Here is a 22,113-nt window from a genome sequence, read left to right on the forward strand (position 1 = left end):
CACCTGCCGCATCGCCGGGGCAAACGGCCATGGAGGCGATGGCGTCCATAGGCCCTATGCCACGGCCGGTCCGCTCGCTATAGGCCGGCCATGCTTGCGAGCGACCTGCGAATTGCCCTGTTCAGCGGCAACTATAATTATGTCCGGGACGGCGCCAATCAGGCGCTCAACCGTCTGATGGGGTCGGCGCTGGCCGCGGGTGCCGCCGTGCGCGTCTATTCCCCCACCATCGCGACGCCGGCTTTCCCGCCCACGGGCGATCTCGTGTCGGTGCCGAGCTGGTCCATGCCGGGCGGCCGCGGGGAATATCGCCTCGCGCGCGGGTTGCCCGATGCGGTCAGGGCCGATCTGGAGGCCTATCGCCCCAACATCGTCCATGTCTCCGCGCCGGACATTCTGGGCCATCGCGCCGTCTCCTGGGCGCACGCGCAGGGCATTGCCACCATCGCGTCGCTGCACACCCGGTTCGAGACCTATCCGCGCTATTATCATCTCGGCTTCACCGAGCCGCTGCTCGTCTGGGCGCAGAAGCGCTTCTACAACCGGGTCGATCAGGTGATGGTGCCCAGCCAGAGCATGGTGACGCTGCTGCGCGAATGGGGCGTGTCGAGCCCCATCGGCGTCTGGTCGCGCGGCATCAACCACGCCCGGTTCAATCCCGGCCGGCGGGACGAGGCCTGGCGCCGCGCGCTCGGCATCGCGGAGCACGAGGTGGCGGTTGGCTTTCTCGGCCGGCTGGTGCTCGAGAAGGGGCTGGGCGTGTTTGCCGATGTCGTCGCCGCGCTCAAGGCGCGTGGCGTGCCGCACAAGGTGCTGGTCATTGGCGATGGCCCCGCGCGCGAATGGTTCGCGCGCCGCGTGCCCGAAGCGGCCTTCACCGGCTTCCAGGCCGGGGACGATCTGGGCCGCGCCGTGGCCGGTATGGACATCTTCTTCATGCCGTCGGTCACCGAGACGTTCGGCAATGTGACCACCGAGGCGATGGCCGCCGGCGTGCCCGTGGTCGCTGCCCGCGCGACCGGATCGGTCGATCTGGTGGTGGACGGCGTCACCGGCTTCCTCGTTCCGCCGCAGGATGTCAGCGCCTATGCGGACGCCATCCAGCGCCTCATCGAAGACCCTGCCCTGCGGCGCGCGGCCGGCCTCGCCAGCCACGAGCGGGTGCGCGGCTACGAGTGGGAAGAAGTCAACGCGGACATGCTCAAGGCCTATGAGGCACTCGCGCACAAGGCCTGAAGTGTCGGCTCTGCCCTTGCGGCCTGGACAAATTTCGAGGCCCTGGCGGCGCACCCTATCGTCATTAACGACGTCATCCCGGACTTGATCCGGGATCCAGCTGCCTTGAAGGTCGCCGGGCCCCAGCTGGCTTGAGAAACCGGAAGAAGCGGGATCCCGGATCAAGTCCGGGAGGACAAAGGAAAAAGCTGGAAAGCGCTTCTAGCTTCCTCAAAGTCCGCCAATTTGTCTACGCCGCATGACTGAAGAGTTTATTGCAACCATCTGAAATAACTGTCACTAATTATCATTAAACAGCAGCCCCCTCGCCCCTCGATGTGGCAGGGATCGACCCTGCCCCGCCGATCCCGCCACCCGTGTCGGAACTGCCGAGGTCCGGGCCGCCGCGATCAGGCCCGCCACGGTTCGCGCCTCCCTCGCCCGCGCCGCCGACCATGGCCACGCGCCCGCGATACTGCACCAGCGCATCGGGCATCGCGTCGCGGATGAAGGCAAGCAGCCCTTCACGCACGTCGCAGCGCAGGTCAAAGGCCTTGGAGGCGTCCGCCGCCGTCATCAGCGCCCGCACTTCCATCGCCTCGGGCTTGGTGTCGGTCACCTGCATGTTCCAGAAGCGCCCGTCCCACAGCGGATGCGCGGTGATGATCTCGCCCACTTTCTCCCGCAGCCGGGAAATGTCGGTCGCCGGATCAAGATACCAGAAGACGCTGCCGAGCAACTGGCTGGTCTGCCGGGTCCAGTTCTGGAAACTGTCCTCGAGGAATTTGGAGACCGGCACGACGAGCCGGCGCTCGTCCCACACCTTCACCACCACATAGGTCAGGCGGATTTCCTCGATGCGCCCCCATTCGCCCTCGATGATGACGACGTCGTCGATCCGGATCGGCTCGGTAAAGGCCATCTGAATGCCAGCGATGAGGTTCTTGAGCGCGGGCTGCGCGGCGGCGCCGACAGCCAGACCGGCAAGACCCGCCGAGGCGATCAGCGTTACCCCGATGCTCCGCACGCTGGGAATGCTCATCAGCATCATGCAGAAGGTGACGAGCAGCACGATGAAGATCGCGATCCGGTACAGGATGCCCGAGCGGGTGCGCCGCCGCCGCGCGCGCAGATTGTCCGCAACGTCGATATCGGCGCGGGCCTGGATGATGTCGAACACCACGCCCAGCACGGCGATCGCCAGCCAGCCGATCAGCGCCGGGACAAGCAGGCCGGAGAGGCGGGTCCACAGCCGCAGCCCCCCTTCGTCGAGCGCGAGGGCCGGCTGCACCAGCGACAGCGCGATCGCGACGAACAGCCAGCGGCTCGGCTGTCTGAGGCGCAGGAGCAGATTGTCGTCGATGCTCGACACGCTGCGCGCGGACGCCCTGCGCACGATCTGCACCGCAAGCCAGTGAAGGGTCAGCGCCACGATGATCGCCGCGCCTGCCACGATCAGGCTCGCCAGCCAGCCGGGCAGCCCGGCCATCGCTCGGTCCATAATGTCTCTCCGCTGATGATGCTGTCCCGTGGCAACGGCGCAGCAAGGCGGAGAGTTCCCGGGCCGGGGTCGATCGGGGAGCCGCGCGGGTTACACAGGCAGGAGAGGTCGCCCTTCCCCGCACCAGTTCAACCCCGGTTCAACAGTGTCTGTCGGGTGGGAAAGCCCGTTCGGACCGTCCTCTTAAGCCCAGTCGAACGTGAGCGGGGCCTCGCGGAACGCGAAACGGTCGAGATGCCGCGCAACGACGCCTTTCATCGCGTCGAGATGCTCGGGGCTGCTCGCATCGATCGTCACGTCAAGCGTCTCGTCTCGTGCATCCATGGTGACGAGGGCATCACTGGCCCAGGTGGCGCCGCGCGCATCGCGGGGGAAAGTGATGGTGCCGTGCTCGGGCGTGAATTCCACCGCGAGATTATGAGCCCAGTGCTTGCAGAGCTGCTGGAGATAGCGGCTGCCGTTGCGGGTCGGCACGCGGGCAATGGCCTTGGTCATGCGTTCATCATCCTGATGGTCCGAGGCGTGGACGCCGCTTCAAAGGGGAGAAGCGACGTCCATGCCTCACATTGGGTTTGCACGCGACCGGCGCAAGGCCAGCCGCGCGGGGGCTTCACAGCCGTTCGATCTTGCGCGCGGCTTCGTCGAGAATGGCGGCGATGTCATGCGGCAGCTCGTCGCTGCCCGCGCCACGTCCCATGCGGGCATGCAGCACGGCCTTGAGATTGCCTATGGCACGCCGCACCGGCCCGTGGTCGGCCCGCTCGCGCATCTCGCGCAAGCCCTCGAGCCGTGCCATCAGCGCGTTCACTTCCTCGGCATGTTCGGCCAGATGGGCCTCGCCGGCCGGCGTGATCGCATAGAGCTTGCGCGCCCCTTCGCTCTCGCCCTCGCCGATCAATTCCATGTCCGCGAGCAATGTGAGCGTCGGGTAGACGACGCCGGGGCTCGGGGCATAAGCGCCGCCCGTCAGCTCCTCGATCGCGCGGATAAGGTCGTACCCATGGCGCGGTCCTTCCCCGATCAGCTTGAGGAGCACGAGGCGCAGTTCCCCGCCATCGAACATGCGACCGCGCCCCCGGCCCCCGGGGCCACGCCGCTCCGCGGGGTTCCATTCGGCACCGAACGGCCCCGGACCCGGGCCATGTCGGCCGCGCATGGCATTGCGAATGGTCGAATTGACGAAGCTGCCGATGGCCTCTCCGAAATCGTCCCCGAACCCGTTCCCGAAGCCGCGTCGGCCTCGCCCATGCCCGCGCGATCCCTGCCGCCCGTCGCATGCCCCCGGGCCTGCGGGCCCGCCTGATCTTCCATGTCTCATCATATCGTCCTTGAGTCGTTGTGATAGCTCTAAGATATATCTTAGACAGGTCTTTGCAAGCCCCTATCTCGCTTTCATCGAAATCTCGGGTCGCGTGGCACGGGCGCAGCGGAAATCTTGCCGGCCCATGCCTGTGCAACCGACCTCCGTCGGCCCTATATAGGCCGCATGTCCGATCTCTTCGGCGGCGCTCCCGCCGCAACCAGCCCTCAGGCGCCGCCGCGCGACGCGCCTCTCGCCGATCGCCTCCGCCCCCGTTCGCTTGCCGAGGTGGTGGGCCAGGATCATCTCACCGGTCCGGAAGGCACGATCGGGCGCATGGTGGCCGCGGGACGGCTGTCCTCGATGATCCTCTGGGGTCCGCCCGGCACTGGCAAGACGACGCTCGCCCGGCTGCTCGCCGATGCGGTCGCCATGCGCTTCGCCCCCATATCGGCGGTGTTCTCGGGCGTCGCGGACCTCAAGGCGGCATTCGCGGCAGCGCGCGACGCGGCCCTTGCCGGCCAGCGCACCTTGCTCTTCGTGGACGAAATCCACCGCTTCAATCGCGCCCAGCAGGATGGTTTCCTGCCTTATGTGGAGGATGGGACGGTCACTCTGGTCGGCGCCACGACCGAGAATCCCAGCTTCGCGCTGAATGCCGCTTTGCTCTCGCGTGCGCAGGTCCTGATCCTGCGTCGTCTGGATGAAGCGGCCCTGGCCGAACTGCTTGTCCGCGCCGAAGCGCTCGCCGGCGCCCCCTTGCCGCTTACGGAAGACGCCCGGGCCGCGCTCATCGCCTCGGCAGACGGAGACGGGCGTTTCCTGCTCAATCAGGTCGAGACGCTGCAGGGCATATCGATTGCCGAACCGCTCGATCCGGCGGGCCTCGCCGCCCTGCTCCATCGCCGCATGCCCGTCTACGACAAGGATCGCGAGGGGCATTACAACCTGATTTCGGCGCTTCACAAGGCACTGCGCGGCTCGGACCCGCAAGCGGCGCTCTATTATCTCGCCCGCATGCTGGTTGCGGGGGAGCAGCCGCTCTACGTCCTGCGCCGCCTCGTGCGTTTCGCCAGCGAGGATGTGGGCCTGGCCGACCCGCAGGCGCTCGTCCAGTGCCTTGCCGCCAAGGATGCCTATGAGTTTCTGGGGTCGCCGGAGGGCGAACTCGCCATCGTGCAGGCCTGCCTTTATCTCGCCACTGCGCCCAAGTCGAACGCGGCCTACAAGGCCCAGAAGGCGGCGTGGCGCTCGGCCAAGGAGACCGGCTCGCTCATGCCGCCCGCCAACATCCTCAATGCGCCCACCAAGCTCATGAAGGAGATCGGCTACGGCAAGGGCTACAGCTACGATCATGATACGGACGAAGGCTTCTCGGGCGACAATTACTGGCCCGAGGACATGACTCCGCAGACCTTCTACGCCCCGGTCGATCGCGGTTTCGAGCACAAGATCCGCGAGCGGCTGGCTTATTGGGACGGCCTGCGGGAACAGCGCGCAGGCGCCTGACACCGAGGATACCGGTCGCGGCCCCACAGCCGGCTCAAGGCGGCGTAGCCCAATTTAGAAGCTCTGGCGGACACCATCCCGTCACGAACGACGTCATCCCGGACTCGATCCGGGATCCCACTTCTTCCTGTTCTTCAGAACAGGCTGGCACCGGCAAACTTCAAGGCAGCGGGATCCCGGGCCAAGCCCGGGACGACGAAGGAAAATAGCTGAAAAGTGCGCTTCTGGCTCCCTCAACGTCCGGAAATTTGTCCACGTCGCCTAAGCAAATATCAATCATTCCGCCCCACCACTGACGCATCGTGTCGCTCAGGTGGGAATAGAAAATGGCGGTCTCTCTTGGATGTCTGCGCGCATCCGTCTCTGCTTGCCTGCTGATCGGCCTCGCGGCCGCCCCGGCTTTCTCCGCCTCCCCCGCGCCGCAGGCCGATGTGGCCCGGGATCAGGATCTCCGGCTGGAGACCATCGGCTATCGGCTCGCCATCGCCAACGGCAGTCGCTGCGACGGCCAGCAGATGCTGACCGGCCTCCTGTTTCACGATATCGGCGCCTATGAGCTGAAGGATCGCCCCGCCATCAGCCGGGTCTATGGATTGGGCAAGGGCTTCGGCATCCGGGGCGTGGTGCCGGAGAGCCTCGCGGAACAGGCAGGCCTGCGCACCGGCGATGAAATCACTGCCGTGAACGGCGTCGATCTGGACGCCTTCTCCCCCGAGCTGATCCGCCGAACCGGCTCCTACGATCGAACCGAAGCCTTCATCGCCTATCTCGACGCGGCGTTGCGGCAGGGGCCTGCCCTGCTATCCGTCCGCCGTGGCGATGACGTGACGTCGGTGCGCCTCGCAGGCGCGCCGGGCTGCGGCGGGCGCTTCGCTGTTCAGGCGCGATCCGATCTCAATGCCTGGTCGGACGGCCGCTATGTCGCTGTCACCACCCGGATGATGGACTTCGCCGCCGACGATCAGGAACTGGCTTTCGTCGTCGCGCACGAGATGGCGCACAACATTCTGAAGCACGCGGAACAAAGCAGCGGCGTCACGCGTCTGCTCGCGCAATTTGCCGTGGGCGCCGGCAAGATCAAGAAGTCCGAGCTGGCCGCGGACGAGCTGGGCGTGGAGCTCTTCGCCCGGGCAGGCTATGATCTGAGCGCTCCTGAGCGCATCCTGCGCCGTGCCGCCAAAAGCCTCTGGTGGAACATCGCCTTCACCCATCCGGGTACGACGCGCCGGGTGGAGCAGATCAACGCGACCATCGTGAGACTGCATCAGGCCGATGCCCCTCCGGCCCGCCTGCTGACGACTGCACGGGGCACCACGCCCTCGCCCTGATCCGGGCGGGAGCCGCACACGCCCCGCAAGATCCCCACGCCGTCGAGGCGCAGACGCGCCGATGCGCCGGCTGTACTGTAGAGACAGCCGGCGCCCCTGCACCCCTCATTGCCGTCCTCTGGCCGCGCTTGGCGTCAGGGGCTGGCCGGTTCGTCGTCGCTCAGCACGCCGACCCCGACCGCAAGACCCACCAGGCCCGAAGCGGCCAGAAAGCCGTTGATATTCTGAACTCTCGGGCGTGCCGGCGGCGGAACATTGGTGCCCGGAGCCGGAGGCGGATTACCGGCTTCGGGTGGCGGAACATTCTCCTGCCCATCCGGTTGCGCGGAGACCATTGCCAGAAGCGGCAGCTTCGCATTCGCCGCTTCTGCATGGGCCGGGGCAGTCACTGAGAGGGCAAGCACCCCCATCAGCAGCCCCGATGTCAGTTTCGTCAACATAGCCTGTTCACTCCATATGTTTGCGCGATAGCTAATGCGTCTTCCTTAATGGACAGGTAGTGGTCTTCATGACCCCATCCTGTTCGGCTTTCAGTCCCTTGCGACCCGAGGACTTGCGCGTTTTCGCGGCAGTCCCCGCTTCCTGCGGCGGCCCTTGCTGACAGGACCACCTTCATGACCCCGTCTTTTCTAGAGACAGGGCCGAAATCTCGAAGCGGACTGGCTTCTGGCCATCCGGCGTCGAGACGACGAGCCGCCAGAATTGCAGTCCACAATCCGGCGGAATTGTCAGGGCGAGTGGCTCGCCGCTCGCGCCTTTCGCCGGTGGCACGGCCTGTTGCCAGACCGGCGGAGAATTGCCGGGCGCGCAACGCAGCACCCACTCGACACGGGGACTCTGCTCCATCAGCCCGACGTCCAGAGTCTGCCGCATCGCATAAGCGCCCGGCGGCAGCTGGGTGATGCGATCGACAAGCGTGACAAGCCGCCCCGGCGCGACCTCGACGCCAAGCCTGCCTTCCTCGATCAGCCGCGCCTGCGCGATCTCGCTGCTGTGAAGCGAGAAGGTGAGCGGTGCAAAATCCGGGTCCGTGGTCGCCTGCGTCAGCGCGAAGCTCTCCAGAACCCGGCGATCGAGACGGCCACTTGCCACTGCGAGTGCCCTCGCCTGTTCATAATCCCCGGAACGGATCAGCGGGCGCAACAGGGCCGGGAGAAGATCGCGCTGATCTCCCGCAAGGGGAATGCCGCTTTCCAGGACGAGCGCGACGACCGCCGACTTGTCCTGCGATTGCTGAATGGCGGTGGCCAGGAAATGCCCGAACCACGGCCGCGCGGAATAACGCAGGAGCAGCCGGCGAAATGCGGGCTGATCCAGCGGCGAAGCCAGCGCCGGGAACACGTCCCTCCCCATGCCGGGATTGACGGTCAGCAGGATGTCGAGATGCCCGAGCGCCGCGACATCGTCTCCCCGCGAGGTCGCGAGCGCCATCAGCGCCAGCTGCGTTTCCCGGTCGCGGCGGGATATGCGCTCGGCGAGCCGCAGCTTGCCCTCGAAGCTCGGGTCGCCCGTCGCATTGGCGGCGAGCCCGATCTGCCGCATCGCGACCGCGTTCAGGGCCCCGTCCCGCAGGACGGCCCGTGCGTCCCGGACGATCTTCTCGGTCGCCGCAACGTCCAGTGCGCCGGGCTCGAAGAAATAGCGGTCTGACAATTCGAGGCCGATCCGGGGATCGGACTGCAGCACGCGCGGCGCCGAGCCGGGCGATGTGGCCAGCCAGTAAGCGAGAGACGCGTCCCGCCATGCCTTTCCGGCGAGCAGGCAGGCAAGCACTGCCAGCAGAAGCAGGGCCGGCGTCCGCCAGCCCGTGCGACGCTCCAGAGGCAGCCCGCGCGCCCTCACCCGTCCTCGCCTGACGCCGGGGCATCTTTCCGGCCATAGCCGTATCGATAGCCATAAGCATAGCCATAGGCGCCGCTGTGCGCCGCGACCTTGGTGACCGTCGCGCCGAATATCTGATTGCCGGCCTCACGCAGCCTGCGCAGCGCCGCCCGAACCGCGCGTCTCGGCGTCTTTTCCGCCTCCACGACGAACACCACGCCTTCGGCCGTCCGCCCGATCAGGAGCGCATCCGCAAGGCCGAGGACAGGCGGCGCGTCGATGATGACATGGTCGAAATCCTTGAGGAAGACCTGCAGCAGCTCGGCCAGCCGCGTGCTGCTGAGCAGCTCCGGCGGGCTCGGCGGCAGCGGACCGCTCGTCAGCAGATAAAGGCCTTTCCTGCCCGTATCCTGTATTATCGCGGCAATGTCGTCGTCGCCCGCCAGCAGGTTCGAGAGACCGACCTCGTTGGGCATGTTCAGGATCCTGTGCAGGGAGGGCATGCGCAGGTCCGCGTCCACCAGCAGCACATTCTTGCCGGTGCGGCCGATGAGATCGGCCAGCGCGAAGGCTGTCGTCGACTTGCCTTCCCCCGACCGCGCGCTGCTGAGCGCCACCGTCCTTGGAAGGCCATGGGTCGTGGCGAAGGCAAGCGTGGAGCGGACACTGAAGTAGGACTCGAACAGCTGCGAGCGCGGATCGCTGAGTTCGGCGACGGGATCTTCCTTCACCAGCGGCACGCTTCCCAGCAGCGGCACCGAAAGAAGCTCGGAGACATCCTCCGGCCGGCGGATGCCCTCGTCGATCTGCTCCAGTCCGATCACGGCAGCGACCGACAGGCTGAGCCCGGCCAGCAGTGCCAGCGCCAGATTGAAGGTCATGTTGGGTGCCGATGGCCGGGTGGGAACGCTGGCCTCATCGACCACGGAGATGTTGTTCACGCCGACCGCGCCGGCGACCCCCACTTCCTTGTAGCGCTGGAGCAGCGCGTCGTAGAGCTGGCGGTTGGTGTCGGCATCCCGCTGGTAGATGTTGTACTGGATCGCGTCGTGCCGCTGCCCATCGAGCACGGCCTTGAGAGCGCCGACCTTCTGCTCGAGGTCCCGCTCGCGACGCACGGCTTCCTGATAATCCTGCTGCCGGCTTTTCGCGACGCGCCCGGTCTCCTGGGCGATCGCGGCATCGAGCGCGATGATCTGCTCCTGCACGGCCCTTGCCGCCGGATATTCCGGCTCGAACGTGACCATGAGCTGGCTATGCTGCGCCGCCAGCTCCGCGCGCCGGGCACGCATCTGGGTGATGGCGGGATTTGTCAGCACCTCGACGCTGTTTGCGGCGCTTCCGCCCGCGATGCGGCTCTGCGCGACGATCCGGTCGGCCTGCGCGCGTTGCAGCGCTTCGTTCAGGGCTTCGAGATTGGCCGATGCGAGCGTGCGCGAGGTCGGGGTTCTGGTGCCCCCATCCGTGCCCTCGTCCAGCGGAATGATGTTCTTGCCGGACGCATAGGCGACCGCATCCCGCTCGGACTGTTCCAGCCTGGCCTTCAGCATCTCCAGACGCCCCTCGAGGAAACGGCGCGCGTCCGAGGTCGAGGAGAACTGGCGGTCCATCGTCGAACCGATGAATTCCTCGACCCAGGTGTTCGCAAGCAGGGCGGACATCTCGGGGGATCGACTGGTATATTTGATGTCCACCAGCCGGGAGTTCCTGACCGGCTGCACATCGACATGCTGGAGCAGGATCGCCATCACCAGCCGTTCGCGTGGCGATGAGCCGCCGCTCTGCCGGCCCGTGCGATCGACTTTCTGCAGCTGCTCGGCGCTGACGCCATGCGCGCGGAAGAAATCGTCCGACTTGGCAAGGTTCAGCCGGCGGGCCACTCTCTTCGCGAGGGATTCCGCCTTCAGAAGCGAATATTGCGTCGCGTAGAATTCAAGATCGCGCCCGGCCTGCTCGGATTCCACGCCCTCGACATTGGTGACATTCTTCTGCTCGCGGCTGATCTCGATGCCGGTCCGCGCGGTGTAGAGTGGCGCCATGAGCAGCGTGACGGCAAGGCCGGCCAGCAGGCAGGCGCCGAAGATCGCGGCGATCACCAGGCGCCACCGCACGGCGGTATGCCAGTAATTGAGAAGGACGGGAACGAAGGAGGAGCGATCCTCGTCCGCTTCTGGTCCGGGGCCGGCTGCCAGCGAAAGCACCGGTTGAGAAGGACCTCGGATTGGCTTCTGGAAGGAAGTCATGGCGGTTCTGCTATCCTGCGCTTATCGGGTCAAACGATCGATGGCGATGACCGTCGGGGTGATCAAAGCCGGCGAGATCGCCAACAGGTCCTTGAAAAGTCTGCGAGCCCTGGATTCCCCCACCATGACGATGTCGCTCGCATAGACCTGGGGGTCCGGATAGGCGCCGTGCCGGATCGCATCGAGATTGTAGAGCGCCGCATAGCGCTGGCCGCGGACCGTCCGGAAAACGACCACGTCGTCCAGCCGGGAGAACTCCCCGGTCCCTTCCGCCTTCGCGATCGCACCCATGAGAGTGAGACGGCCGACCACCGGATAGAGCCCCGGCTTGTTGACTTCCCCTTCCACGGTGATGACCTGGCTCAGGGTTTCCTTGAGATTGACGGTCACCTGGGGTTCGCGGACATGAGCGCGCCTCAGCCGGGTGGCCAGTTCGCCTTCCACCTCCGCGGGAGTCAGTCCGCTGACGTCCACGATTCCCGCCAGCGGGAAGGATATCCGTCCGCTGGCATCCACCTGCACCGCTCTGTTGGAGAGTTCCTGGATGCCGAAGACATCGATGGTGAGGCTGTCGAACGGTCCCACATAATAAGGCACCTGGTTCGAGCTGACGTCCTGCCGGTCCGGCCTGGGCAGCTCGGTGCCGGAGAGCACGGAGAGCTGCGGATCGCCGCCCAGTTGCCGCGGCCCGCTGGAGCAGGCGGCAAGCGCCGCCGCGCAGAGCGCTGCAAGTCCGACCCGGCCGGCAAGGCCGCCATATCTGTCGATTGCCAATGTCATTCCGGGCATCTCCCACATGATTTAATGATCCCACCTTTGAATGCGTGCCTCCCCGCCCGGCCATGGCCGTGAAGCTCTTCCGGGGAGGGAGTTCGTGCCAGAAAAGAGCCAGACAAATGCCACGCTCAACAGGCAACTCATCGCCGGCGTTCTCAACGGATAGTCCGTGATCGACGCGACGAAGAGAATGAGGATGATGACGAGCGCCAGCCCTTCCAACGCGGATCGCCGGCTCATCGCCTTGCTCGAAACGCTGTTCTTCAGGCGCAGGACCAGCGCTACGGCGGCAATGGCCAGGAGCAGCATGGCCGGCACCCCGCCGGTGAGGGCCAGTTCGAGCCAGTCATTATGGGCGTGGTTCATGTAGGACGCGGTGAGCAGCCGATAGGGCTCGTGGACCTGATAGACGGCCTCGAAGCTCCCGAGCCCCGTTCCCCACGGCAGATAGAGCCCCAGCATGTCCATCATGACCGGCAGGATGCGCACGCGCATCTCGTCAGCGCTTTCCCAGCGCATCAGCCGGTCGAAGGCGAGCGCCCTGTCGAGCAGGATCGCGATGCCGACGAGCCCGGCAAGGCAGACCGGCATGAGCCACGACCTGAGAGCAGGGCCATTCGCCCACCCTTGCCGGGGCTGCGATACCGGCTCCCGGGAGCGGTCGCGCACGAGGAAGGGCACGGCAAGCAGCGCGATCAGGGCCGTGAACAGGCCCGACCGGGAACCGGACGCGAGGATCAGCAGAAGAAGGAACGTCACACCCGCCGCGAGCGCCGCCATGACGACAGGCCGGGGCATGCGGGCACGCCCGACCGGCGCGCGAGGCGCTTGCGCCGCGGTCCAGACGAACAGGGCGGGAATGAGGCTGGCCAGGAACACGGCCTGATGATTGCGATTGGCGAACAGCCCCACAGGCGCGCCGTTGTTGGTGATGTCATAGAAATAGAGCGCGCTGCGCGGGTCTCCCAGCATCTGCAGCATGCCGATCACGGCACTTGTCAGGCCCAGCACCAGGATAAGCGGCAGCAATGCGGCCCGCTGCCTTTCATCCAGTTGTATGCCGAGCACGAGGACCCCGAGCGGCGCAACCAGCGCCCACAGCGCATTCCAGGTCGCCGCCGGTGCCATGGTCAGCGGTAGCCAGTGATTCCCAAGGCCCGCCTCCCTGCCGATCTCGACAAACAGTTCCCGGCCGGTCAGCAATTGCCACAATTGCGGCGGCAGCGGGACCAGCTGGAGCAATGGCAGGAGAAGCACCGCAAGCCCCATGCCGAGGAGGAACCGGTGTTCCCGCAGCACGGCCGGGCTCAGCCCCGCGATTGCATAAGCGAGCACCAGCACCGAGACCGGCCTCAGGAAGGACAGGCTGGCGATGTCGGCTCTGGCTCCGCCGCCGAACAGGAAGATGAGAGTCAGCCAGAGCGAAAGGATGATGAACGTCACTTGCTGTCTGCCGGGCGTCCGGGCCCGGCCGCCGTCCGCCCGAAGGGAGGAGCGAAGACCTTCGGGAAGGTCGCTCGCCCCCGCCGGGCGCTGGGCCAGGATCCTATCTCGAGCCGAAACCACTGAAGATCGTCCCGATGGTCTTGATGGAAATCAGAAAGTCGAGCCAGAAGGAGAAATACTTGATGTAGTAGAAGTCATATTCCAGCTTCTCGCGCGCGGCCTCGACGTCGCCGACATTGCCCTGATGGACGGCCGCCCAGCCCGAGATTCCCGGCCGCACGGCGTGCCGATAGTCGTAATAAGGAAGATGCTGGCCATAGCGCTCGGCAAGGGACACGGCCTCCGGGCGGGGCCCGATCCAGCTCATCTCGCCCTTGAGCACATTGATGATCTGCGGCAACTCGTCGATGCGCCATTTGCGCAGCAGCTGGCCGGTCCGGGTCAGTCGCGGGTCTTCCTGCAGCGTGAAGGCCGGCCCATCCTGTCCGCAGCGCATCGTGCGCAGCTTGAAGCAGATGAATTGCCGGCCGCGATAGCCGACGCGGGGCTGGCAGAAGAGCATCGGCCCCGGGCTGTCCAGCTTCACGATCAATCCCGCGACGAGAATGACCGGGATGACGAGGGGAAGCGCGGCGACGGCGACGACGAAATCCAGCAGCCGCTTGACGCGCAGATAAGTGAGCGAAGGCAGCAAGGCGCCGAAATTATTGTCGGCATGGCTGGTGAAGCGGACGCGTCCCGTCAGGCACTCCTCGAAATGGCTGCGGTGATAGACCGGGATGCCCGCAAGGACGAGCTGCGCGATCAGCTGCGCGCTCTCGACGTCCCGCGCCTCATGCGGATCCACCACCATGGCCGTCACCGGGCGGGAAATGACCGGCTGTTCGACCGGCTGCCATTCGAAATTCGCTCTGTGACTGTCGAAGGGGTGAACGGCCGATCCGAGCAGCGCGATCGTGGGACGCACCAGCCGGTGCCGCAGCGCAAACACGCCGCCATACCAGGTGAGGCTGATGGCGCAGGACATCCAGAAGAAATAGTCGTCCATCGGAATCCGCGCGGCCATCAGTGCAAGGAAGATCAGGCCGAAGGTCGCAAGGAACACCGGCACCAGCAGATGCCGTGTCGCCACGAGGGGCAGCACGCCGAGCTGCCGCACCGAGAGATGAGCTCCGACAATAGCCGTCGAAGAGGCGATCACCGATACGTCCGCATAGCCGGATGCCGTCGGCCCGACCGCCCCCATCGGTGCCAGCTGCGCCCGCAGGAACGCCGGCAGCGCGACCCCCGCGAGGATCGCCACGCCCAGCACGAACCTGTTCGAGCAAAGCACCCGCCCGGCCATGCCCGTCCAGCGATCGTAGTCCAATGGCCTGGCCGTTGTCGGCATCGGAACTATTGGCTTGAATTGCATATATACCCCACTTCAATATAATTTCGAATGAAACTATAAACCCCGGAAGTCCCCCGACATTCTCTCCTGATTTGTATTTTTACTTTGCCGAACAGGACATGATTGAGCCCTCATTCACTTTTAGAACTCGCTTATGACCCAGAATTTCTAGAAGTATCAGGACGCGACCTTTGTCATCGAGCGACTCGACGGAGGCGATCTTCTGCGCAAAGGGGCCATTGATGAGGCGGACCTGCTGGCCCGGCTCGAAGCTGTCGGCCATCCTCGTGACGACCCCGTCCTCGCATCGGGAGAGGATCTGCTGCATGGCGGCTTCCGGCACCGGCCAGGGGCGGGCGCTGTCGATGCCGGCCAGCCGCTTGACCCCGCGCGTGCCGTAGATCGATCGCCACGGATGCCGGTCCCGATCGAAGCTGACGAAAACATAGCCCGGAAACAGGGGAGCCAGGACGGTCTCGACCCGTCGGCCATGCCGCTTCACTTTTCTGAAGCGGGGGCAGAAGCTCTTGAACTGCTGGCGCTTCAGATTCTGGATCGCGACATGTTCCTGTCGCGGCAGCGTCTCGGCGACATACCATTGCAGGGCATTTTGCCCGCGCGATGCCGCCATTTCGCTTTCGCCAGAGTCGGGCCTTACATCAGGTTGCACGCCTCATGCTCCTTAAGCTTCTTGTTGCTCGCGACGGGGCCGGTCTGTGCACGCCGGCTAGATGCTGTCTTCGATGGAGAGGTGGGCGCGGGACACGCTCTCACCTCTCCGCGCTCACTCCAGCAGAGCCGCGCAGAGCAGTCCCAGGGCGACCCAAAGGGACAGGCTCGTAGGGATCCCGATCATCAGGCCCATCAACACGGCCGGATCTCGGGCAATGATCCTGGGCGCGGGCATGACCGCGCTCAGGTCCAGCGTCGTGGACAGATAGGGGGCCGCCTCCATGTCGCGCGGCAAGGCCGCCGCGCGGGCCCGGGCGAAGAACCGCGGCATCATGCGCGCCCTCCGGGCTGGTAGTTCGGCGACCAGGGCCGGAACCGGCCGGTTCCCCGACCAAGCTGGTGCAGCGGCACCACGACCGGCTCATCCTCGTACCGCCAGCGGCGCCACAGGGATGGAAGCCCCACATGATAGCCTTGCTGCCAGCATGCGTTCAGGGGCGTCGCATAGCGGGACTGCAGGCGCTCGGCGATTTCGCTCTGCTCCTCCGTCTCCACGCCTTCGACGATGACGATGGGCGCCATATGCGCGGCAAGGCCGAGGATATGTTCCAGCATCGCTTCTCCGTGGGCGCTGAGGGTGACCCGCCGGAGGAAGAAGGCATCGATCTTGATGATGTCCGGGCTGAGCGCCATCGCATTGCGGATCGACGAATGGCCGACGCCGAAATCATCGAGCGCGACCCGGCAACCCAGGCGGCGCAGGCGGGCAACGAATGCGTGCGCTTCACCCGCAAGAGCCGCCGTCTCGGTGATCTCGACCACCAGCCGGCCGGCGACATCGGGCGCAGCCCGCAGCCGCTCGAACATCGAGGACCACCAGCCGTCGATCCGCGCGCTCTGCGCCGAGATATTGATGCCGAGCCTGGCGCCGGGGAAATTCTCCATCTCGTCAAGGGCAAGGCCCATGACATGGCGATCGAACGCCCGGACGAGGCCCAGCCGCTCGAGCGTGGGAATGAAATCGCCCGGTGAACGCGCTTCGCCCGTCGCGGCAGTGAGCCGCGCCAGCGCTTCATGATAAAGCACTTCGCCCTGCGATTGCATCGAGAGGACCGGCTGCCAGCTCAGGTCCACCCGGGCCGTCCGCCATCGCGGCCAGCACCTCCACGGCGACAGCCATGTCGCGGCGGTAGGCGTCCGCCCAGGCCTCATCGTCGCATGCGGGCTCTCCCGCCGGCAGAACGGGCGAGGAAGCGAGGCTGTTGGCCTCCGGGAACACCGGACATGAAACCGCGAGATGGAAGCAGCGCCCGCCAACCTCGACAGGACTGGAAGAGAGATCAGCGATGAGCGCTTCCAGGCGCCTCGCGGCTTCATGTACGGATTTTTGCCCGAACGAGATCGCAATCAGGTCAGGGCGATGCGCACGTGGGAAGCGCATGCCCTGCCCCGACTGGCCGACGATCATGTCGATCATGGCCGCAGCAGCCCTGATCCCTGCACACCCAAACGCCGACTCAATGTGGGAGAAATTGTCGATGCGTATGGTTACCTCAACCGCGCCATTCTCGTGGGACAGAGTGGCGAGCTGCCTTGTGCTGGAATCTGCGCCGACCAGGTCGGCATTGAGCACTGCGGTCATTGGTCACCTCCGTTGCCGGACGAACCCCTCGTTCGGGCTGAGACGGAATAGACAATTGTGTAACAACTAGCAAGCCGGTATCGTGGTTAACTGTGTCATTAGTCTTTTAACCCACCGCAAAGCCGAGATTTTTCTGAAGGGAAATCCGGGCGTCCCGTTTTCGGCGTCTTGCTGCAGTGCGGCATCGGGCGCGTTCCATTCCATCGATTCGTCCTCCGTTTCTTCCTCGGGCGGCATGTCTGAACCCTGCTCCTCGTGCAGCCAGATTCGGGACGCGATCTCCCGCTCTTCCGGTCCCATCGCCGCCGCATAGATCGCGGTCGTCTTCATGTCGGCATGGCCGAGCCAGCGCTGCACCAGATGAAGCGGGACGCTCGACTGGACCGCGCGCACGCCGAAACCGTGGCGCAGCCCCTTCGGCGTGGCCCAGAGCCCGATGATATTCGCCGCCTCCATCACTTCCTTGATCCGGCGGTACGCGGTCATCCGCGACCATGGCCACAAGCGATCGTCCGAAGAAAATTCATCTTTTTCAATCCATTGAGATAGGGCCTCCAGCAGATTGGCCGGGAGGGGGATCGCGCGATAGATGCCCGTGCGGCGCTTCTTGAGGCTCTCCACGATCGCGAGCTTGGCTTCGAAGTCCAGGCTCTTGGGCGTGATGCTGAGCGCCTCCGAAATCCGGCAACCGGTCGCGGCGATGAACCAGCAGAACAAGTGAACGGGTAACGGCCTTCGCTGCGCGGAGGCCAGGAAGCGATGCGTCTCCGCCCGCGTGAGGTACTTGCGATGTCCGTCCCGCCCGAATGCCGAGAGGGGCGGGTGCGTGGACCGCCTCTGCTTTTGGGCCCGCGGGGAACGGTCGTTCACCGACCTTTGGGCGGAAAAGCGCCGCCGGGGGGCTGTTACACAATTGTCTATTTTGTCACTATTTTTTACATTATTTTTCATAGCGTTACCCGTTTTTTTGAGTTGGAGCCTTCGAGGCACCCCTGCTGTTCTTGCGATGCTCTTGTCTTCAAGTCGCGCCGATATTGCCTAGGGACTTATTGCCTAGGCATTTCTTATATGACCCCCCCTCGCCCCCCGAACGCCTCAAGTCAATTGTTGGTTAACCCGGCACGCCAGGAAGAGCGTTTTGCTCGATCACTCCCCGCGCCAAGCAACCCGGCTGACGCTACGGCTTCCTTGATCCTTGACGAAAGTTGATCGACGCCCTGGCGATTACGCTTTCCGGGAAGCGCAACTCGAAGTCGCTGTATGAACTATAACTAATATTTTGTTAAAATAGGAAGCTATGGCGCTGCCGATTAAAAATCTCATTCGACAGACTCAGCAATTCGAAGCGATACCGTTAATATTATTTAACGCATTTATAAGCTTACTGGTATATTTTTTAATAAATTAACCAATGTTGATCATAAGTTAATTAATGAGAATTCGATTATGTTTGACTCGGATGGGGACGTGAGGAAAGAATGCCGATACCACTTTCCAACTATGACGTGGAAGGAAAGAGGAAATATCTCACGCGTGCGGAGACGAGCAAATTTATAGCCGCAGCAAAAGATGAAGATGTTTCCGTATATTTCTTCTGCTGGTTCATCGCCACGACAGGTTGTCGTGTGTCGGAAGCGTTGATGGTCACCAGGAGAAGCGTTGATTTCGAAGCGGGGCTGGTCATCATCGAAAGTTTGAAAAAGCGTCGCACCGGGGTCTTCCGGGCTGTACCCTTACCTTCGGCATTCCTGCAGAAACTTTCGAAATGGTTCGACACCAAGGCGATCCAGCCGCAAAGCCGCTTGTGGCCATGGTCCCGCATGACGGCCTATCGGCGAGTGAAAACGGTCATGGACCGGGCCGGGGTCGAGGGCCCCTGGGCTACGCCGAAAGGCCTGAGGCATGCCTTCGGCGTCCGGGCTGTCCAGTCCGGCGTTCCGCTGCACATCGTTCAGCGCTGGCTGGGCCATGCGGACATGAAGACCACGGCAATCTATGCCGGCGCCGTCGGCCCGGAGGAACGGGACCTCGCTTCCCGGGTCTGGCTGGATCAGGAAAAGCCGCGCCGTCCCTCCAGGTCACCGTCCCTGCCCGCAGCAAGCCCTCCTCATGAGGGGATGGATCCCTCCGTCATGGGCCGTTCTCTTCGGCTGCATGAAACCCCTGCGCCCCTTGAGGATCATGGGAACGCCGGACATGCATCGTCAAAATCGGGTTTCGAAGTCTGCGTCGACAAGGTCATCCATCTCGCTAGCCGGGTCTACGCCTATATGTCCTAATATGTCCGGTTTCTCGCGGCCCAAGGGTGCCGACCAGGCCGGATTCATCGAATGATTCGGGCATCCCGAGGCGCGGCTGCAAATGTCCTGCCGCCGCCCGCACCACGAAGGCCCGGCATCCCGGCCGGACGACCGCCCAACATTTCACTGCGCAGCCTGCGCCGAAAAGCCGCCTTGCCGCCGCGGGCCGGGATCGGCGAGAAGAGCCGGAACCGGCGGAGAGGCATGTGCGCAGCATCGATTATTTCGACAAGATGGTCCGGCTCGATCCGGAAAGAACGATCCTGATCGATGGCGACAGCCGCATCACTTACGGCGAGATGCACCGCCTCACTCACCGCCTCGCCCGGGCCATGCATGAGGCTGGTCTTGGCCATCAGGAGCCGGTCGCGATCATGTCGCCCAATCATGGATCGATCCTGACGACGCAGCTCGGCCTGTGGCGCGCCGGCGCGGTCTGGATCCCGGTCAACACACGCAATGCGCTCGATGCGAACATCGCTTATCTGGCCTATGTCCGGGCCGGCTGGCTCTTCTATCATTCGAGCCTTGCGGCGGATGCCCGTCGGGCGCAGGCGCAGGTGCCGACCATCCGCAAGCTGATCTGCCTCGACCGGCCGGACGGCGACGTGCCATCCCTCGCCGATTTCCTCGCCCCGGACGACGGCACCGACGCGCCCGATCTCGGCGATCCGACGGGCAATGGCGATGAACTCACTGCCATCATCGCCACCGGGGGCACCACGGGCCCCGCAAAGGGCGTCCGCGTCATGAACCGCAGCTGGGGCACGCTCATGGAGACCATCGGCAATCTGATGCCGGCGGACGATCCCGTCTGCCTCGCCACGGCGCCCCTCACCCATGCCGCCGGCCCGGTGGCCATGGCCGCCGTCGCCATGGGCGCGACCATTTCCGTCCTGCCCACCTTCGATGCCGAAGCGGTCATGCAGGCGATCGAGCGGGATCGCGTCACGCACATGTTCCTGCCGCCGACCGCGCTCTATACGATGATGGCTCATTCCCGGGTTCGGGATTATGATTATTCGAGCCTGCGCTATTTCCTGCTCGCCGGCTCGCCTGTCTCACCGGACAAGCTGCGGCAGGCGGTGGAGATTTTCGGCCCCTGCATGTGCCAGAGCTACGGCCAGACCGAGTGCCACATGATCGCCACCTGGCTCCCGCCCGAGATCGTGGCCGCCGCCGCGCGAGGCGAGCATCCCGAGCGCCTGGCGAGCTGCGGCCGCGCCTCCTACTCCGTCCGCGTGGAACTGATGGACGATGACGGCAACATCCTTCCGCCCGGCGCGGTGGGCGAAATCGTGGCGCGCGGCGGCATTGTCGGCGGCGGCTATTTCGAGATGCCGGAGGCGACTGCCGAAGCGTCTGCGCATGGCTGGCATCACACCGGCGATGTCGGGCCGGCGCGACGAGCACGGCTTCTATTATATCGTCGACCGGAAGAAGGACATGGTCGTGACCGGCGGCTTCAACGTCTATCCGGCCGAGGTCGAGGCAGCGATCATGGAACTGGATTCGGTTGCGGAAGCCGCCGTCATCGGGGTGCCGGACGAGAAATGGGGCGAGGCCGTCACGGCGCTTGTCGTCCTGCTGCCGGGCACTGCGCTGGCCGAGGACGCGGTCAGGGCGCATTGCAAGGCCCGGCTCGGCAGCGTGAAGGCGCCCAAGACGGTGCTGTTCCGCGAGAGCCTCGCGCGCACGCCCGCCGGCAAGATGGACAAGAAGGCCATGCGCGCGGAATTCTGGGGAAGCGCCGCACGCAACGTCAACTGATCCCCCGCCTTCTCCTGTCGCGATCCTTCAAGGCACCGGCGGCGCGCCGGGCTATGCTGTGCCGACCAGAACAGGAGCTCACATGCTTTTCAGATATACGATTCTCTATGTCGAGAATGTCGCGGCCTCGATCGATTTCTACGAGCGGGCTTTCGGTCTCGAGCGGCTGTTCCTGCACGAGAGCGGCGACTATGGCGAGATGTCCACGGGCGGCACCAAGCTCGCCTTCTCGTCGGTTTCGCTGATGACGTCCCTGGGCAAGGCGCCCGGGAAAGCGGATCCCTCGGCGCCCGTGTTCGAGATCGCCTTCGAAACGCAGGATGTCCCTGCCGCTCTCGAACGCGCTCTCGCGGCCGGCGCCGCGCTCCGGCAAGCGGCAAGAGTCGAGCCATGGGGGCAGACCACATCCTATGTGAGTGATCCCGACGGCTATCTCGTGGAGATCTGCTCGCCCGTCCAGTTGCCGAGCCCCGGCTGACGGAGAAGATGCAGGTGATCGCCTTCGCTGCGCAGCCGCGCGGGCGTCGATCCGAACCATCGCACGAATTCTCGCGTCATGTGCGCCTGATCGGCGAACGCGCATTCATGGGCGATGGCGGCCAGCGAGGCTTCGCTCGACATCATGTCCACGGCGCGTCGCGCCCGGCCAAGGAGCCGCCAGTAGTCCGGCTGCGGCAGGCCTGATTGCCGGAAATGCCGCTGCATCGAGCGGATGCTCACGCCAAGTCCGCGCGATACGGCCTGCAGGGTTGCTCCCGGCTGGGCGAGAGCCTGCACCGCCTCGGCCATTTCGTCGGCGCCGGCGAAGTCATGGGCGAGGATCTGCGTCGCTTGGCGCGGATCGGCAGCGATCGCTGCCATCGCTTCCCGCCCCGGCACCACGCCCGGCCGTAGCCGATAACCGGTTATCCCGATGCCGCCCGACAAGCGCACCCGGCGCGGCCCGACATCGAAGTCCGTCAAGGCGACGTGGATGCTCTCGTCCGGCCTGTGCACGACGAGAACATCCCGGCATCCGTCCGGAAACACGGGGGCCTCTTCCGCCGCGAGGGCATGATGAACCCATATAGTGTAGTTGGCCCCGCTCGACATGCCGCCTTCCTATCAGCGCGACTGGATCAGGGCCAGCAGGGCCCCGCCCTTCAGCCCATGACCATCGCCTTTCCGACCGCCCCCATTCCGGCTACATGCCGACG

The 22,113-nt window shown here is 64.9% G+C and carries 21 protein-coding genes and 1 pseudogene; 7 read left to right on the forward strand and 15 right to left on the reverse strand.

Annotation, left to right across the window (positions count from 1 at the left end):
* The first annotated feature begins 90 nt into the window (after window positions 1-90).
* On the forward strand, window positions 91-1,236 hold the full coding sequence (locus HNP60_RS10300; protein WP_184153326.1) for a glycosyltransferase family 4 protein: 1,146 nt from the start codon (window positions 91-93) through the stop codon (window positions 1,234-1,236).
* A 289-nt stretch (window positions 1,237-1,525) separates the two neighbouring features.
* Here HNP60_RS10300 and HNP60_RS10305 read toward each other — a convergent pair whose 3' ends face one another.
* The 3 genes from HNP60_RS10305 to HNP60_RS10315 form a co-directional block, all read right to left on the reverse strand.
* The gene (locus HNP60_RS10305; protein WP_184153330.1) at window positions 1,526-2,716 is read right to left on the reverse strand and encodes a mechanosensitive ion channel family protein; all 1,191 of its coding nucleotides are present in this window, start codon (window positions 2,714-2,716) and stop codon (window positions 1,526-1,528) included.
* 183 nt (window positions 2,717-2,899) lie between these two features.
* Window positions 2,900-3,211 (reverse strand): DUF2218 domain-containing protein, encoded by a 312-nt coding sequence (locus HNP60_RS10310; protein ID WP_014076461.1) that lies wholly within the window; start codon window positions 3,209-3,211, stop codon window positions 2,900-2,902.
* Window positions 3,212-3,326: 115 nt separating this feature from the next.
* Window positions 3,327-4,037: a PadR family transcriptional regulator gene (locus tag HNP60_RS10315; RefSeq protein WP_184153333.1), complete on the reverse strand. Its 711-nt coding sequence runs from the start codon at window positions 4,035-4,037 to the stop codon at window positions 3,327-3,329.
* Between the two features lie 165 nt (window positions 4,038-4,202).
* Here HNP60_RS10315 and HNP60_RS10320 point away from each other — a divergent pair, with 165 nt between their 5' ends.
* Both HNP60_RS10320 and HNP60_RS10325 read left to right on the forward strand, forming a co-directional pair.
* Entirely contained in the window at window positions 4,203-5,525 is a 1,323-nt protein-coding gene (locus HNP60_RS10320; RefSeq protein ID WP_184153335.1) for a replication-associated recombination protein A, read from the forward strand.
* Between the two features lie 326 nt (window positions 5,526-5,851).
* Complete coding sequence (locus HNP60_RS10325) at window positions 5,852-6,853, forward strand: M48 family metalloprotease (RefSeq protein ID WP_184153338.1); 1,002 nt, start codon at window positions 5,852-5,854, stop codon at window positions 6,851-6,853.
* A gap of 134 nt (window positions 6,854-6,987) precedes the next feature.
* On the opposite strand, the gene HNP60_RS10330 is transcribed toward HNP60_RS10325, so the two are convergent.
* The 11 genes from HNP60_RS10330 to HNP60_RS10380 all read right to left on the reverse strand — a co-directional run bounded on the left by HNP60_RS10330 (window position 6,988) and on the right by HNP60_RS10380 (window position 17,717).
* Window positions 6,988-7,293 carry a hypothetical protein gene (locus HNP60_RS10330; protein WP_184153341.1) on the reverse strand — a complete coding sequence of 102 codons (306 nt, stop codon included), beginning with the start codon at window positions 7,291-7,293 and terminating at the stop codon, window positions 6,988-6,990.
* Window positions 7,294-7,465: 172 nt separating this feature from the next.
* The gene (locus tag HNP60_RS10335) at window positions 7,466-8,695 is read right to left on the reverse strand and encodes a hypothetical protein (protein WP_184153344.1); all 1,230 of its coding nucleotides are present in this window, start codon (window positions 8,693-8,695) and stop codon (window positions 7,466-7,468) included.
* Complete coding sequence (locus HNP60_RS10340; protein ID WP_338056707.1) at window positions 8,692-10,875, reverse strand: GumC family protein; 2,184 nt, start codon at window positions 10,873-10,875, stop codon at window positions 8,692-8,694. The genes HNP60_RS10335 and HNP60_RS10340 overlap by 4 nt, the downstream gene beginning before the upstream one ends.
* A gap of 63 nt (window positions 10,876-10,938) precedes the next feature.
* On the reverse strand, window positions 10,939-11,697 hold the full coding sequence (locus tag HNP60_RS10345) for a polysaccharide biosynthesis/export family protein (RefSeq protein WP_260394838.1): 759 nt from the start codon (window positions 11,695-11,697) through the stop codon (window positions 10,939-10,941).
* A gap of 21 nt (window positions 11,698-11,718) precedes the next feature.
* Entirely contained in the window at window positions 11,719-13,137 is a 1,419-nt protein-coding gene (locus HNP60_RS20185) for an O-antigen ligase family protein (RefSeq protein WP_184153349.1), read from the reverse strand.
* Between the two features lie 103 nt (window positions 13,138-13,240).
* Window positions 13,241-14,509 carry a sugar transferase gene (locus tag HNP60_RS10355; protein ID WP_184153351.1) on the reverse strand — a complete coding sequence of 423 codons (1,269 nt, stop codon included), beginning with the start codon at window positions 14,507-14,509 and terminating at the stop codon, window positions 13,241-13,243.
* Between the two features lie 124 nt (window positions 14,510-14,633).
* Entirely contained in the window at window positions 14,634-15,164 is a 531-nt protein-coding gene (nusG, locus tag HNP60_RS10360; RefSeq protein ID WP_184153353.1) for a transcription termination/antitermination protein NusG, read from the reverse strand.
* 153 nt (window positions 15,165-15,317) lie between these two features.
* Window positions 15,318-15,539 carry a hypothetical protein gene (locus tag HNP60_RS10365; RefSeq protein ID WP_184153355.1) on the reverse strand — a complete coding sequence of 74 codons (222 nt, stop codon included), beginning with the start codon at window positions 15,537-15,539 and terminating at the stop codon, window positions 15,318-15,320.
* On the reverse strand, window positions 15,536-16,339 hold the full coding sequence (locus HNP60_RS10370; protein ID WP_184153357.1) for an EAL domain-containing protein: 804 nt from the start codon (window positions 16,337-16,339) through the stop codon (window positions 15,536-15,538). Before HNP60_RS10370 ends, HNP60_RS10365 begins: the two co-directional genes overlap by 4 nt.
* Window positions 16,278-16,847: a hypothetical protein gene (locus HNP60_RS10375; protein ID WP_184153359.1), complete on the reverse strand. Its 570-nt coding sequence runs from the start codon at window positions 16,845-16,847 to the stop codon at window positions 16,278-16,280. Before HNP60_RS10375 ends, HNP60_RS10370 begins: the two co-directional genes overlap by 62 nt.
* Window positions 16,848-16,913: 66 nt before the next feature.
* A complete protein-coding gene (locus tag HNP60_RS10380; RefSeq protein WP_184214963.1) occupies window positions 16,914-17,717 on the reverse strand; it encodes a tyrosine-type recombinase/integrase in 804 nt (267 codons plus the stop codon).
* 608 nt (window positions 17,718-18,325) lie between these two features.
* On the opposite strand from HNP60_RS10380, the gene HNP60_RS10385 reads away from it, so the two are divergent.
* The 4 genes and pseudogenes from HNP60_RS10385 (at window position 18,326) to HNP60_RS10395 (ending at window position 21,395) form a co-directional block, all read left to right on the forward strand.
* Window positions 18,326-19,126 (forward strand): tyrosine-type recombinase/integrase, encoded by an 801-nt coding sequence (locus HNP60_RS10385; RefSeq protein ID WP_184153364.1) that lies wholly within the window; start codon window positions 18,326-18,328, stop codon window positions 19,124-19,126.
* A gap of 254 nt (window positions 19,127-19,380) precedes the next feature.
* Window positions 19,381-20,421 (forward strand): annotated as a pseudogene (locus tag HNP60_RS10390) (class I adenylate-forming enzyme family protein); the annotation flags it as partial.
* Window positions 20,422-20,515: 94 nt separating this feature from the next.
* Complete coding sequence (locus tag HNP60_RS19960) at window positions 20,516-20,917, forward strand: AMP-binding enzyme (protein ID WP_260394839.1); 402 nt, start codon at window positions 20,516-20,518, stop codon at window positions 20,915-20,917.
* An 82-nt stretch (window positions 20,918-20,999) separates the two neighbouring features.
* Window positions 21,000-21,395, forward strand: coding sequence for a VOC family protein (locus HNP60_RS10395; RefSeq protein WP_184048279.1), 396 nt, complete (start codon window positions 21,000-21,002; stop codon window positions 21,393-21,395).
* Here the strand turns inward: HNP60_RS10395 and HNP60_RS10400 are convergent.
* On the reverse strand, window positions 21,347-22,009 hold the full coding sequence (locus HNP60_RS10400; protein WP_184153366.1) for a helix-turn-helix domain-containing protein: 663 nt from the start codon (window positions 22,007-22,009) through the stop codon (window positions 21,347-21,349). The two genes, HNP60_RS10395 and HNP60_RS10400, sit on opposite strands and share 49 nt — an antisense overlap.
* Between the last annotated feature and the right edge of the window lie 104 nt (window positions 22,010-22,113).

It is taken from the genome of Sphingobium lignivorans, from assembly GCF_014203955.1.
Taxonomy (GTDB): domain Bacteria; phylum Pseudomonadota; class Alphaproteobacteria; order Sphingomonadales; family Sphingomonadaceae; genus Sphingobium; species Sphingobium lignivorans.

What these genes read in the sequence shown, in the direction of transcription:
- HNP60_RS10300 (WP_184153326.1), top strand. Translation starts at nt 91, where the DNA reads ATGCTTGCGAGCGACCTGCGAATTGCCCTGTTCAGCGGCAACTATAAT.
- HNP60_RS10305 (WP_184153330.1), bottom strand. Translation starts at nt 2,716, where the DNA reads ATGGACCGAGCGATGGCCGGGCTGCCCGGCTGGCTGGCGAGCCTGATC.
- HNP60_RS10310 (WP_014076461.1), bottom strand. Translation starts at nt 3,211, where the DNA reads ATGACCAAGGCCATTGCCCGCGTGCCGACCCGCAACGGCAGCCGCTAT.
- HNP60_RS10315 (WP_184153333.1), bottom strand. Translation starts at nt 4,037, where the DNA reads ATGATGAGACATGGAAGATCAGGCGGGCCCGCAGGCCCGGGGGCATGC.
- HNP60_RS10320 (WP_184153335.1), top strand. Translation starts at nt 4,203, where the DNA reads ATGTCCGATCTCTTCGGCGGCGCTCCCGCCGCAACCAGCCCTCAGGCG.
- HNP60_RS10325 (WP_184153338.1), top strand. Translation starts at nt 5,852, where the DNA reads ATGGCGGTCTCTCTTGGATGTCTGCGCGCATCCGTCTCTGCTTGCCTG.
- HNP60_RS10330 (WP_184153341.1), bottom strand. Translation starts at nt 7,293, where the DNA reads ATGTTGACGAAACTGACATCGGGGCTGCTGATGGGGGTGCTTGCCCTC.
- HNP60_RS10345 (WP_260394838.1), bottom strand. Translation starts at nt 11,697, where the DNA reads ATGACATTGGCAATCGACAGATATGGCGGCCTTGCCGGCCGGGTCGGA.
- nusG (WP_184153353.1), bottom strand. Translation starts at nt 15,164, where the DNA reads ATGGCGGCATCGCGCGGGCAAAATGCCCTGCAATGGTATGTCGCCGAG.
- HNP60_RS10365 (WP_184153355.1), bottom strand. Translation starts at nt 15,539, where the DNA reads ATGATGCCGCGGTTCTTCGCCCGGGCCCGCGCGGCGGCCTTGCCGCGC.
- HNP60_RS10375 (WP_184153359.1), bottom strand. Translation starts at nt 16,847, where the DNA reads ATGACCGCAGTGCTCAATGCCGACCTGGTCGGCGCAGATTCCAGCACA.
- HNP60_RS10385 (WP_184153364.1), top strand. Translation starts at nt 18,326, where the DNA reads ATGCCGATACCACTTTCCAACTATGACGTGGAAGGAAAGAGGAAATAT.
- HNP60_RS19960 (WP_260394839.1), top strand. Translation starts at nt 20,516, where the DNA reads ATGGCTGGCATCACACCGGCGATGTCGGGCCGGCGCGACGAGCACGGC.
- HNP60_RS10395 (WP_184048279.1), top strand. Translation starts at nt 21,000, where the DNA reads ATGCTTTTCAGATATACGATTCTCTATGTCGAGAATGTCGCGGCCTCG.
- HNP60_RS10400 (WP_184153366.1), bottom strand. Translation starts at nt 22,009, where the DNA reads ATGTCGAGCGGGGCCAACTACACTATATGGGTTCATCATGCCCTCGCG.